Annotated in this window: 11 protein-coding genes; 4 read left to right on the top strand and 7 right to left on the bottom strand. The window is 67.4% G+C overall.

Translation table 11 applies throughout. The features are described 5' to 3' along the window. Positions 1-555, top strand: coding sequence for a dTDP-4-dehydrorhamnose 3,5-epimerase family protein (locus NGR01S_RS24190; protein ID WP_063040622.1), 555 nt, complete (start codon positions 1-3; stop codon positions 553-555). A 402-nt stretch (positions 556-957) separates the two neighbouring features. On the opposite strand, the gene NGR01S_RS32685 is transcribed toward NGR01S_RS24190, so the two are convergent. Further along, positions 958-1209: a hypothetical protein gene (locus tag NGR01S_RS32685; RefSeq protein ID WP_245664741.1), complete on the bottom strand. Its 252-nt coding sequence runs from the start codon at positions 1207-1209 to the stop codon at positions 958-960. Positions 1210-1495: 286 nt separating this feature from the next. Between NGR01S_RS32685 and NGR01S_RS24180 the strand changes: the two genes are divergently transcribed. Beyond that, the gene (locus NGR01S_RS24180; RefSeq protein WP_174551742.1) at positions 1496-1993 is read left to right on the top strand and encodes a hypothetical protein; all 498 of its coding nucleotides are present in this window, start codon (positions 1496-1498) and stop codon (positions 1991-1993) included. Between the two features lie 117 nt (positions 1994-2110). On the opposite strand, the gene NGR01S_RS24175 is transcribed toward NGR01S_RS24180, so the two are convergent. Continuing rightward, the gene (locus NGR01S_RS24175; protein WP_063040711.1) at positions 2111-2539 is read right to left on the bottom strand and encodes a GtrA family protein; all 429 of its coding nucleotides are present in this window, start codon (positions 2537-2539) and stop codon (positions 2111-2113) included. Positions 2540-3282: 743 nt separating this feature from the next. Between NGR01S_RS24175 and dprE1 the strand changes: the two genes are divergently transcribed. Both dprE1 and dprE2 read left to right on the top strand, forming a co-directional pair. Then, on the top strand, positions 3283-4758 hold the full coding sequence (gene dprE1, locus NGR01S_RS24170; RefSeq protein WP_063040620.1) for a decaprenylphosphoryl-beta-D-ribose oxidase: 1476 nt from the start codon (positions 3283-3285) through the stop codon (positions 4756-4758). Then, a complete protein-coding gene (gene dprE2 / locus NGR01S_RS24165) occupies positions 4755-5534 on the top strand; it encodes a decaprenylphospho-beta-D-erythro-pentofuranosid-2-ulose 2-reductase (protein WP_063040618.1) in 780 nt (259 codons plus the stop codon). The genes dprE1 and dprE2 overlap by 4 nt, the downstream gene beginning before the upstream one ends. A gap of 167 nt (positions 5535-5701) precedes the next feature. Here dprE2 and NGR01S_RS31635 read toward each other — a convergent pair whose 3' ends face one another. The 5 genes from NGR01S_RS31635 to NGR01S_RS24140 form a co-directional block, all read right to left on the bottom strand. Next, on the bottom strand, positions 5702-5863 hold the full coding sequence (locus tag NGR01S_RS31635; RefSeq protein WP_168165647.1) for a hypothetical protein: 162 nt from the start codon (positions 5861-5863) through the stop codon (positions 5702-5704). Between the two features lie 122 nt (positions 5864-5985). Beyond that, entirely contained in the window at positions 5986-9240 is a 3255-nt protein-coding gene (locus NGR01S_RS24155; RefSeq protein ID WP_245664740.1) for an arabinosyltransferase domain-containing protein, read from the bottom strand. A 154-nt stretch (positions 9241-9394) separates the two neighbouring features. After that, entirely contained in the window at positions 9395-11395 is a 2001-nt protein-coding gene (locus NGR01S_RS24150; protein WP_063040612.1) for a galactan 5-O-arabinofuranosyltransferase, read from the bottom strand. A 120-nt stretch (positions 11396-11515) separates the two neighbouring features. Then, a complete protein-coding gene (locus tag NGR01S_RS24145) occupies positions 11516-11944 on the bottom strand; it encodes a PIN domain-containing protein (protein WP_063040609.1) in 429 nt (142 codons plus the stop codon). Continuing rightward, entirely contained in the window at positions 11941-12165 is a 225-nt protein-coding gene (locus NGR01S_RS24140) for a type II toxin-antitoxin system VapB family antitoxin (RefSeq protein ID WP_063040607.1), read from the bottom strand. The genes NGR01S_RS24145 and NGR01S_RS24140 overlap by 4 nt, the downstream gene beginning before the upstream one ends. Positions 12166-12172 lie beyond the last annotated feature (7 nt).

Here is a 12172-nt window from a genome sequence, read left to right as displayed (position 1 = left end):
ATGCGGATCAGTGAGATGTCGGTCCCCGGCGCCTGGGTTTTCACGCCGAAGATCCACGGCGACGACCGGGGCGCCTTCGCCGAGACCTTCCGGGCCTCGGAGTTCGAGAAGGCCACCGGCCGGTCCTTCGATCTGCTCCAGGTCAACACCTCGGTTTCGGCCGCCGGCGTCCTGCGCGGCATCCACTACACCGATGATCCGCCGGGTCAGGCCAAATACGTGACCTGTGGCCGCGGCGCCTTCCTCGACGTCGTGGTGGATCTGCGGCCGGGCTCCCCCACCTTCGGCCGCTGGGACAGCGTGGTGCTCGACGATGTGGACCGCCGGTCGGTGTTCCTGTCCGAGGGGCTCGGACATGCGGTGCTGTCACTGCAGGACGATTCGGTCCTCACCTATCTGTGCTCGCTCGAGTACAGACCCGAGCACGACCATGATCTGGACGCCTTCGATCCGGACCTGGCCATCGACTGGCCGGAGACCGGCCGGGACGGGCAACGGCTCACCTTTCTACGCTCCCCGAAGGATGCCGCGGCGCCCCGGTTGCGAAACCGCTGAAATACCGGCCGGGCGACCCGACCCTTCTATCCGGGAAGCGGCCGAGTTATTCGGCCGCCCGGCGGCAGTGATTTGCCCTACCGCGAGAATTCGACGCTATTACGCGAGTCGCGGTGTTATTTGCGCGACCCACGGCGGAAACGCCAGAACTGCACCGCCCGCACATCTTCGGAGAGCTGGTTCACCGGTTCGGCCACCTCGGACAGCACCTGGAACAGGTCGTCGCGAGATCGCCGATGTGTTCCATCCGGGTCGTCGGCCGGGAGGCGTTCACCAGGAACTCCAGGAAGAGCCGGACCGCGGCGGCGATCGTCACCGCGAAAGGCAGCGCCAGCAGGGCCGCGAGTACCCCGAGCAGCGCCGAGACCCGCTAAGCCGGCACGGTCAACGCCACTGGCACAGTCACCGCGAAGACCAGTCCGAGCAGGTAGACCAGCAGTAGGTGGCGGGCCGGCGGAACTGCACATCCAGCAGTCCGCGGACGGCGTCGGCGCCCCCGTGCCGGACCGTCCGAGCGCCGGCCTCGAGCAGGGCTTCGTCCTCGGCCGCGGCCGCGTCGGCGAAGCGTTGCGCGGCTTCGGCGCGCCAACTGAGCTTCCGCCGGATTCGCCGACCAGACGAATCCGCAGTATCGTCCTCCTCCGGCGGTCTCACTCCCGCGCCGGCCGGGAGAGGAACCGCCGCCTCAGGTGCTCCGGCCGCCGCCGGACCGGTTCTCGGGGATTCGTCCGCTGCCTCGCTGGCCATAACGGAATACTTCCCGGATTGCGCGCGCGAAGCCAACCAACATCCCGACGATCGTCCTGTACCAGTGAATGTCGACTGCTGCCACAAATGAGAGGAAGCCGACAGTCGAAAAAAAATCGCTGGAACGGCGTAACGCCCCGGGCACCCGGCACCGATACGACCCATGAAAGCCGGAGCTTATCTATACCGGGGAATGGAGATGACAGTGCGTACGACGTTTCCGACTTCCGTCTCGGCGGCCGCCAAGTCCGCTGCCGCGCGGGATTACGCCCAGCGTGGCTGGACGGTCGCCGAAACGACCAACGGCCTGTGCCTGATCACCGACGCAGACCTTTCCGCCGTCGAGGTCACCGGGGAGTTGGCCGCGTCGGTCCGCCGGTATCTGCGAGCGAACAACATGACCGGTCCGGTGATCGAGATTCCGGGCGCCGAGCGCCGGGAGATCCATCTGGTCACCGGGATGCGCAAGGCCGGACGCGCCGTCGCGGCGCTGCGGGCCGCCGGTGCGGTCGTGCACACCGACGGCGACGGCATCCCGCTGCCGCCCACCCACCTCTCGGCCGGTTCGGCCAGCTGGAGCGTGGACCCGGAGGAAGCCCGCTGGATCCCGCCGGTGGTCGCGATCGGCGCCGCCGTCCGTTCCGTGCGTGCCCGCCGGCCGCAGCGCCTGGCCAGCGTCGCCTGCGCCTGAGGCGCCGGCCGCGACCACCGCGGCCTCGGGTAGTACCCGACGACAAAACAATAGAAACCCATAGCGATGAGCCCCGGAAGTCCGCGACGACCGGGGCTCATCACTGTGCGCGGGGAACTAGCGGATACGGAAGATGACCAGGCGCTGGACGACGAAGTTGATCACCGTGGCCGTACCCTGCGCGATCACATAGGCCAGCGGAACACGCCACCACAGCCCCTCGTCGAAGGCATGGTAAAAGACCCAGTTGATACCCACCTGGACGCAGAAGGTCAGCGCGTAGAGGATCACCACCGCGGTGAAACGGGCCCGGCTCGGGGCCGCGTTGAAGGTCCACCGGCGGTTGATCAGATAAGCGGTCGTGGTGCCGGCGATGAAACCGATCGCCTTGGCCGGATTCACCGGCAGCCCCACCACCTCGAGCAGCAGCACGTAGAGCCCGAAATCGACCACGGCCGACAATGCCCCGGTGACCGCGAACCGCACCAACTGGGTCACCAGACCGATCTGCGCACCCCCGGATCCGGCATCGTCCGGCTCGCGCACGGCGACAGCCGGATCCTCGGCCGCGACGGGAACATCCCCGGTACCGCCCGGCGTCACCCGGGGGCTCCGGCTCACTGCGTTGCTTTCAGGGCCCACCGACGGAAATGTACTTGTCCGGAGCCGCCCGTGGGCCCGCGGGTGCAGTTGGCCGTCCATAGATCGGCGACCATTGAGCACCTACAGAGTCGTGAACCTACCCAGGTCGACCATGTCCCAGGTCCCCGTGCCGCTCTATCCACTCCGCACAGCCGGCACCCGAGGTCGGGGCCCGCCCCGGTTCTGGAGCGTGTGCGAGTACGGTCGACCGCCCATGGGACGGCGACCATCGAGCACTTACAGTGCCGTGAACCTACCCATGCCGGTCGAGGCGCACATCGGCGCACACCTCTTTATCTACTTCGGATCGTCAGCGTCCGTGGTCGGGGCCCGACCCCGGTTCTGGAGCGACAGAGCGAAGCAGCGTAGCGACTGAGCGTGTGCAGTCGACAGTCCACAGAGCGGCGATCATTGAGCACTTACAGAGTCGTCAACCTCCCCAGGCCGGCCCAGGCGCACGACAGCACCCACCTTCCGCCTACTCCGGATGGTCTGCGTTCATGGTCGGGGCCCGCCCCCGATTCTGGACTGACGGAGCGAAGGAGCGCAGCGACTGAGCGGAGGAGGGAAGAAGCGGGGTCACAGGGCCCGACCCCCGCCGGCGCCGAAGGCGCCGCAAATGAATACAGCCTGTAGCCTCTAAGCCGATGTCCACGAAAGCTCCGACCTCGACTCAGGCGTCCGGTACCGAGACCCCGCCGGCCGGCGATCCAGTTAGCGCCGGTACGGGGTTCACGCTACCCACGCGAACCCGGACGCTCACCGGGTGGGCCCGTACGGCGGCCACCACCGCCGAAGTGCTCTCGACGAGCGACCCCGAACTCATCGCCCGCGCGGTCGCCGCTGTCGCCGAGGACAACGACGGCAAATCAGAGCACCTACGGCGCGGTGTGATCGCCCGCGGGCTCGGCCGCTCCTACGGCGACAATGCGCAGAACGCGGGTGGGCTGGTCATCGATATGACCGCGCTCAACCGGATCCACCGGATCGACCAGGACACCCGGCTGGTGGATGTCGACGGGGGTGTCACGCTCGACCAGCTGATGAAGGCCGCGCTGCCGTTCGGCCTGTGGGTCCCGGTTCTGCCGGGCACTCGGCAGGTCACCGTCGGCGGCGCCATCGGCTCCGATATCCACGGTAAGAACCATCACAGCGCGGGCAGCTTCGGCAACCATGTCCGGTCCATCCAGTTGCTCACCGCGGATGGCGAAGTACAGACCATCGGCCCCAAGAAGAACGCCAAGTTGTTCTGGGCCACCATCGGCGGCTGCGGCCTGACCGGCATCATCCTGCGCGCCACCATCGAGATGACGCCGACCGAGACCGCGTACTTTATCGCCGACGGCGATGTGACCTCCGGCCTCGACGAGACCATCGCGTTCCACAGCGACGGGTCCGAGGACAACTACGAGTACAGCTCGGCGTGGTTCGACGCGCTCAGCCCGATGCCCAAACTGGGCCGGGCGGTGATCTCGCGGGGTTCGCTGGCCAAGCTGGATCAGCTGCCGAAGAAGCTGCGCAAGAACCCGCTGGGTTTCACCGGGAAAACATTCCTGACGTTCCCCGATGTGTTCCCCAACGGTCTGCTCAACAACAAGACGTTCACCCTCGCCACCGAGGTCTGGTATCGCAAGGGCGCCACCTACCGGCAGAAGCCGCAGAATCTGACGGCGTTCTATCACCCCCTCGATATGCTCGGCGAATGGAACCGGGCCTACGGGTCGCGGGGCTTCCTGCAGTACCAGTTCGTGGTGCCGCCGGAGGCGGTGGAGGAGTTCAAGCAGATCCTCATCGACATCCAGGCGAGCGGGCACTATTCGTTCCTGAACGTGTTCAAGTACTTCGGCGAGGGCAACCAGGCGCCGCTGAGCTTCCCCATGCCGGGCTGGAACGTCTGCCTGGACTTCCCGATCGCGCCCGGTCTCAACGATTTCGTCACCGAACTGGACCGGCGGGTACTGGAATTCGGTGGACGGCTCTACACCGGTAAGGACTCGCGTACGACCGCCGAGACCTTCCATCAGATGTATCCCCGGATCGACGAGTGGATCAAGGTCCGCCGCAGCGTCGACCCCACAGGCGTTTTCATGTCCGATATGGCGAGAAGGCTGGAGCTTCAGTGATCAACGCGGTAGGCAATCCGCAGTCCATTCTGCTGTTCGGCGGGACCTCGGAAATCGGCCTCGCGATCGTCGCGGAGTACCTGAAGAAGGGTCCGGCCCGGGTGATCCTGGCCACCCTGCCGGGCGATCCGCTGCGTGATACCGCGGTGGCGCAGACCAAGGCCGCGGGCGCGAGCCAGGTCGATGTGATCGATTTCGACGCGCTCGACACCGATAGCCACCCGAAGGTCGTCGACCAGGCCTTCGCCGACGGGGACGTCGATGTCGCGATCGTCGCGTTCGGACTGCTCGGCAATGCCGAGGAATTGTGGCAGGACCAGCGCAAAGCGGTGCAGATCACGCAGATCAACTACACCGCCGCGGTCTCGGTCGGCGTGCTGACCAGCGAGAAGATGAAGGCGCAGGGCTTCGGCCGGATCATCGCCATGTCCTCGGCGGCCGGCGAGCGGGTGCGCCGCTCCAACTTCGTCTACGGCTCCACCAAGGCCGGCTTGGACGGTTTCTATCTGGGCCTCGGCGAGGCGCTGCGCCCGCACGGGCCCCGGGTGCTGGTAATCCGGCCGGGTCAGGTGCGCACCACCACCACGATCGAGCACTGGAAGGCCACGGGCGCCAAAGAGGCGCCGTTCACGGTCGACAAGGAAGAGGTCGCCGCGTTGGCGGTGGACGCCTCGGAGAAGGGCAAGGAGCTCATCTGGGCGCCGGGCGCGTTCCGGTACGTGATGATGATCCTGCGTCATATCCCGCGGCCGATCTTCCGCAGGCTCCCCGTCTAGTTCCGCTCCGCCGGCTCTGCCAGCACCAGCGGGCAGGGCCGGTGAGCCTGCTCACCCCCGCACAATGCTCGAGGGCCGTCGCGCACCGATTCGATCCGGTGTTCGACGGCCCTCGTCGTATTCGGGTACTTCCGGCGGGCCACCGCGTACAGCGGCCGCAGCCACTGTCACACGCGTGTCATTCGCTGGCCCAGCTCGCGGCGCAGCACCTCCTGGGACGGCAGGCGCCCGAGGACGCGCAGTACCGACGGTCGTAGTTCCCTTTGCTCCTCATCGGTGAGCAAGCCGACGAGATCGCGCAATTCCATATCATCGAAGGCCGAAGTCATGTGAACCAGCCTACGGGCCGTGCTGCGGTTCGTCACCCGTTCGACAATTCCCTCACATGGAGATAAACCGATATGTGAGCCATAACACTTGATAGACGAGTCTCGATGTAGCGCAACCTCGTTCAACTCACTTTGATCGGATCGTCGGTGCTCATACCGCTTCGATCCGCCTCGGTGACGGTCGTTTCGGCCGGTACCGCGTCGCGACGATACGGAGCGAAACGCTCCAGCGAACCCCAGTCCCGGCCCCAGTCGTCGGACAGATAGGTCGCCACTGTATCGGCTTGCAGCAGTAGCTCGGTCCAGCCGAGCGGACCGCCGCCGATACGGTCCTGCCACGCGTTGGAGGCATCGGAACCGACGCGGTCGGGCAGGATCCGCCAGCGCGGCACCTCCGCGACGCCGTGGCTGTGGTCGAACGGCCGCTGGCAGCCGAAGGCCAGTCCGACATGCCAGTCCAGCAGCACCGGGTCGGTGTGTCCCACAACGGAATCCAGCGTGGCCAGCCGCGGCAACCGCGGCGGCGTGACGGCCAGCCACTGCCGTGCCGTGATGTCGTTGTCGACGGCCACCAGACGGACCGCGTTCACCTCCCGGGGCAACCGGTCCAGGGGTACGCGCAGATTACGCCAGGACGGATTGGGGCCGATATCCAGCGGTGTCACCGACCCGAGCACCGTCATGGTGCCGTCGGCGCCGCGCGTCCCGTACTCCACCGTGAGGTCCTGGCCGTAGGTGAGCACGCCGTCGGAATCCACCGATTTGATCCGGCCCGCGGCGGTCAGGGCGAGCACCCGGTAGGCCGGGTCGGTCCGCATCTCGTCGGTGAGATCCAGGCGATACCAGCCGGTGGTGAGCTTCGCCTGCTGCTGGTCGCCGCTCCGGTAGCTGCCGAGCACCGGGGTGCGGGCCGGGTCGAGGCCGAACGGTAGCGCCACCGTGGAACCGTTGATACCGGCCTGCACGGACGTGCCGCCACCGGTCCCGGCACCGGTGGTGTCGGTGGTCTTGTTCTCGGTGTCGGATTCGACGGAATTCGCACCGCCGGAAGTGGTTTCCTCGGCATCGGCGGTCAGATCCTCGGCCACGCCGTCCGGGGTGAATCCGACAGTCCGCGTCTCGGGATCGTTGGAGATCAGGCCATCGGCGGGGTTGCCCTCGTACGGGAGCAGCAGGGAATCGGCGGTATTCGTCTCCACCAGCACATCGTCTGCCAGCCCGCACGGATCGCCGGCCAGCGCACGGGTATTCGATTTGGCGACGGAGTAGGCCGGGTACTGTCCGACGGCCGCCTTGGCCAGCGAAGCGACCTCGAAGAGCACCAGCAATGCCGCCGCCACCGTGAGCGGCGCTGTGTAATACTGCGCCGCCTTCGGCGTCGCGGTTCCGGAGCCCCCTCGGTGCCCCGAACCACGGAGGTACGGCATCCGGTAGTGCATCCACAACGCGGTGAGCAGGGCGAGCACGCTGAGTCCCAGGAACAGGGTGGACAGGCCCTTACCGGCGAGCAGCGGCGCCTTGTCCCACCACGGCACACCGTAACTGGACACGTACCACCAACCGTTGGAGCCGGTGAACGTGATCGCCAGCAGGAACAGCACGGCGGCCGCGAACAGGGCGCGATTGCGCGGTGCCCGGATACCGTTGCTGCCCACCGCGACCGCGGCCAGCGCGGCCAGTGAACCCGCCAGACCCGCGTAGACACCGAAGTGATGGGTCCATTTGGTGGGTGTGAACATCATCAGCAGCAGCGAGGCGAAGACAATGCCCAGGATCCGCACCGACGGACCGCGCGAAGTCCCGGGGATCCGGCCCTTGCGCAGCACCTGCAGTACGCACACCAGCAGGCAGAGCAGCATGAGCAGGACCCCGAACCGCCGCGAGAGCGAACCGTCCGGGGAGAGCATGAGCAACGAATCCCAGCGGGTGCGTTCGTCGAACCAGGCCACATTCGGCCCGACCGCGGTACGGACGCGAGTGGCCTCCAGCACCGTGGTCAGGGTCTGGTCGGCGAAGATCACCACCAACACCAGGGTTCCGGCGGCCAGGCCCGGCAGGACGAGGCTCGCATAGCGCCACAGCGACTCCGCCCGGAAAGCGCCGCCACGGGCGCGGGCGATGATGATCTGGAGCACCGGGCGGGAGCCGGCGATCAATGCGGCGATGCAGATGAGTCCGGTGGGTCCGGCGGCCAGGGAGAAGGCCGCGATGAGCACCGCGATCGCGGCGGGCAGCAGCCGGGCAGTGGCGATCGCGCGTTCGATCGAACACCAGGTGAGCAGCGCACCGGCCGCGATCAGCGGTTCCGGGCGCAGACCGTTGTCGTAGGGCAGCCAGAACGCCAGGAACACCAGGCCCGCGGTCCACAGGGCGATCTGATTGCCCCGTACCCGCGCACCCAGCCGGGGCAGTACCTCCCGGCTGATCACCAGCCAGCACACGATCCCGGCCAGGAGCGTGGGCAGCCGCATCCACGGGCTCGACTCCGAGATCCGCGTCATCCACGCCAGCACCTCGTAGGACCAGCCGAAGGGCGCTTCCGGCACCCCGAACCAGCGGTAGTAGTTCGCCAGATAGCCGGCTTTGTCCGAGACACGGGCCATGGTCAGGATGTAGCCGTCGTCGGAGGTGTTGGCCCCGATGATGTGCCAGCCGGCGAGTACACCGAGCACCGCGCCGTCGGCGAGCCGGAAGCGCCACCAGTGCGCGGGCAGGAAGCGGCGGGCCCGGCGGCCGTCGGTGGTGTCGAGCAGATGCAGCGCGAACAGGGCGAGCACCGTGAACACCACCGCGCCGACGATCGCGGCCAGCTTGAGCGGCGTCGGGGACGAAGTGAAACGCGAGTCGATATCGGCGTGCAACCGGATACCGTCGAGCTGCTCCCGGGGCAGGTCGGTGAACACCCCGACCAGTTGCGGACGGATATCCCGGTCCACCTCCGCGCGGAACGGTGTTCCGTCGGCCCGGGCGGTACCGGTCAGTTCCGCGGTGGTCGCGGCGGCCGCCGAGGTGAGCGTCAGGGCCTGGCAGCCGCCCAGTTCGGCACGCTCGGCCGACAACAGCGGCACATCACGCAGCACCACCGACAGGGTGTCGCCGGTCACCGTGACCCGGAGCCCGCGCGCCGACGACTGGCCCGAACCGTCCGGCACCGTTTCCACCACCGTGCCCTCGGCGGTGTTCAGCACCGGGCACGGCACGGTGAGATCCAGCCGCAGCGGCTGATAGCTCACCAGCGGGGCCTCGACACTCGCCGCGCCGGCCTGCGGCCAGTCCAGCGCGGTCCGGTCTTGGCGCACCGGCAGCAGCGGCGCCGCGACGGCCAGCACGAACCCGATTAGCCCGGATACGAGAGCCAGCAGGCGGATACGGTTCAACGCTCGAGGAGATCGGTCCGGTCGCACGGGGCTCGACTCTAATAGGCGCTGCTGAGCGGAGCTCACCCGCAGACCGGGAGCGGCCGGCTCGGCGGCGCGAGTGCGGCCGGCCGGACACCGCGGGAACCGGGCGGCCGGCGGCTGGCGATACCGCTCAGCGGTTCACGACGATCAGGGTGAACGGGCCGATATCGGTCACAGTGAAACGCGGGTCGTCGAACAATTTCGCGGGGAACGCGACGGTGTAGCGACGGACGTTCGGGTCGTTCGGGTACACATCGGCGGCCAGTCGCAGGGTGTACTCGTCACCACTGCGACGGAACAGGAACGCGTCGGGCGCGCGCCACGGCGCCGTGGACAGCGCGTCGAGAAGTTCGTCCGGTGTGTCCTTTTCGCTCCACTGCTCGATCGCCGCGGACCGATCCGCGTAATCGGCCAGCGGGTTGGCGTAGTGCGAGGTCATGCCCTGGAAGCCGAAGTACGGGTAGTAGGCGAGGAAGGTGGTGTCGCCGGTGAGCAACACTGTTTCCGACGGTTCGCGGCCGGTCTGGGCCCGCAACGCGTCGTCGATGTTGTGGTAGTGCCGGACCGCCGACGGATCGCGCTGGTCGGCCCGCCGGCCGTCCCCGTCGGTATCGGTGTAGGCGGTGGTGATCTCGGGTGCCAGGACATGGGGGATGTCCTGGCAGTAGGCGAGCGCGCCCACCGTCGCCAGCGCTATGGCCACCCAGCGGAACCGCGTCGGTTCGTTGAGCGCCTGGTATACCGCCCGCGCCCCCTCCACGAAACCGAACCCGCCCGCGGCCGCCAGCAGGACCAGCAGCACCGGTTCCAGCCGGAACGACAGCAACGTGGATCCCGCCGCGGTGGCCAGCATCGACAGCAGCGACCACAGGTACACCGCGACCACGCCGAGGCCGAGCGACTGGGCACGGCGGGAGGAGCTCGCGCGCATCACCAGCCAGATGGTTCCGATCAGGCACAGCGCGCCGAGCAGCGAGAAATGCGCCATGGGAAACGGTAGTTCGGATCCGGCCTCGGGCAGGTAGTGGAACGCGCCCCCGGACTGCAGTTTCGGCCGATCCAGCATCCGGACCAGGAACGGCAGGAACACCGGCAGCGCGATCAGGGCGGCGATCACGCCCATCACGATCAGTCGCAGCAGCGGTGCGCCGATAGCCCGGCCGGCGCTACCGACCGGCGCGTGCGACTCCTCGGTGTGTGCCGCCACCCGGCGCGGTGTCCGGGCCGCGTAGCGCAACCGCAGGCCCAGTCCGGCCGCGACCACCGCCATGAGCACGACGGTGAACACCGCGAAGGCGAAGTACAGGGTGTAGCAGGCGGCGGCGAGCCCCAGGAACAGCCCGGTGCCCAGCACCGCGCCCCAGCCACCCGCGGTACGCGTTTCCGCCGCGTCCGCGGTCGGGCCGGCGATCTCGGCGGGGCGGTACAGCGCGCCCCACGCCATCACCAGCACCGGCGGCAACAGAATCGCGATCACCGCGCCATAGGCCTCCGGCGCGGCATAGGTGACGGCCACGGCCGTCACCGCGCTGGTGACCCCCACCGCCCAATCCGCGCGGATCAGCTGGGTCCACAGCACCAGCGATACCATCGCGGCCACCGCGATCGACCCGATCGCATACGGTTTGAACACTTCCCAGCCGTCCATCCCGAGCACATTCGCCACCCGGCCGCCGACCCAGAACCAGCCGGCCGGATAGAACGGCGGCAGATCGGCGTAGGTCATATCGCGCAACGCGGCGCTGTCGGTGAGCCGGGTCAGGTATTCGGTCCGGAACTCCTGGTCCACCGAGATACCGAACAGGTACAGCTTGGTGGCCGCCAGCGGCATCCCGAGAGTGACGGTGACGAACGCCGAGATACCGGTCCAGGACAGCAGTTTCGCGAGCCATCGCGCACGCCGCAGTCGCAGTAGGGCGATGGACCCCGCGATGAGCGCCGCGGCCCCCACCTGACCGACAGTGGTCAGTGCCCGCACGACATTGGAGGAGTTGAACGCGGGCCACTGCACCAGGGAGAACGCGACCAGCCCGACGGCGACCACCACCACCGCGACCACCGTCGCGAGCACCGCTTCGCCGACTCCGGCCCCGACCTGACGCACCAACCGCGCGCCGCGACTCGTAGTCATCGGCGTACTTACCTCCGGCTCCCGATCCACCTACTGGGCGTCGGTCAGCCTAGTGCAGGGGTCACCACCGGCCCGCGTACACACTGACCGCCGACATCGACGGCGTCTGCGAACGGACCGTCAGGAGTCGGAATCGATTGGCCCTTCGTGCACATTGATCTGCTGGAGCTCGACCGACAGCCTGGTCGCGGTGACAAAGTCCGAATCATCGTGCACGACCATCAGACCGTGATGCGCCGCGGTAGCACACACTTGCAGGTCCACTGCCGAGAAGCATTGGTGACTTCCTCGCTCGGCCGCGAAATACTGGACTTTCCCAATCCACTGGCCGGCCCCCTTCGGGACTGTGGCATCTCGGTACAGGGTGTCGAACATACGGCAGAAGTCCGAATATTCCTTCAGATTTCGCGCCGAGGTCAAGAATTCGCTGCGTTGCGGGTAGCAAGAACGAAACTCGCCGTTGGCAAGAGTTTCCCGCCACCGGTCCAGGACCGTGCGGTCCCGAAGGATGCGCCACAACGCCGAGGAGTCGACAAGGTAGCCGGTCACTGGCGAAATGCCCTCTTCTCTGCCGCATGGGCGGCTTCAGCTCCTTCGATATCCCAGTCCTGCGCTAGTTCGAAGTAGTAGTCAACAGCGGCCGCGCGACTCATGCGTTGGTTGTACTGCCGCAATGCCTCGGCGACCGCCGCTGTCTTGGTCTTGTGACCACCCAGTTTCTTGGCGGTCTCCAGTTCCTCGTCGTCGATCTCGATGTGGGTTAGCGACATGAGAACC

Origin of the sequence: Nocardia grenadensis NBRC 108939, from assembly GCF_001613445.1 — a bacterium.
Lineage (GTDB): Bacteria > Actinomycetota > Actinomycetes > Mycobacteriales > Mycobacteriaceae > Nocardia > Nocardia grenadensis.
The sequence above is the reverse complement of the archived record's forward strand: the minus strand, read 5'-3'. Positions and strand labels throughout refer to the sequence as shown.

What these genes read in the sequence shown, in the direction of transcription:
- NGR01S_RS24190 (WP_063040622.1), top strand. Translation starts at nt 1, where the DNA reads ATGCGGATCAGTGAGATGTCGGTCCCCGGCGCCTGGGTTTTCACGCCG.
- NGR01S_RS24180 (WP_174551742.1), top strand. Translation starts at nt 1,496, where the DNA reads ATGGAGATGACAGTGCGTACGACGTTTCCGACTTCCGTCTCGGCGGCC.
- dprE1 (WP_063040620.1), top strand. Translation starts at nt 3,283, where the DNA reads ATGTCCACGAAAGCTCCGACCTCGACTCAGGCGTCCGGTACCGAGACC.
- NGR01S_RS31635 (WP_168165647.1), bottom strand. Translation starts at nt 5,863, where the DNA reads ATGACTTCGGCCTTCGATGATATGGAATTGCGCGATCTCGTCGGCTTG.
- NGR01S_RS24150 (WP_063040612.1), bottom strand. Translation starts at nt 11,395, where the DNA reads ATGACTACGAGTCGCGGCGCGCGGTTGGTGCGTCAGGTCGGGGCCGGA.
- NGR01S_RS24140 (WP_063040607.1), bottom strand. Translation starts at nt 12,165, where the DNA reads ATGTCGCTAACCCACATCGAGATCGACGACGAGGAACTGGAGACCGCC.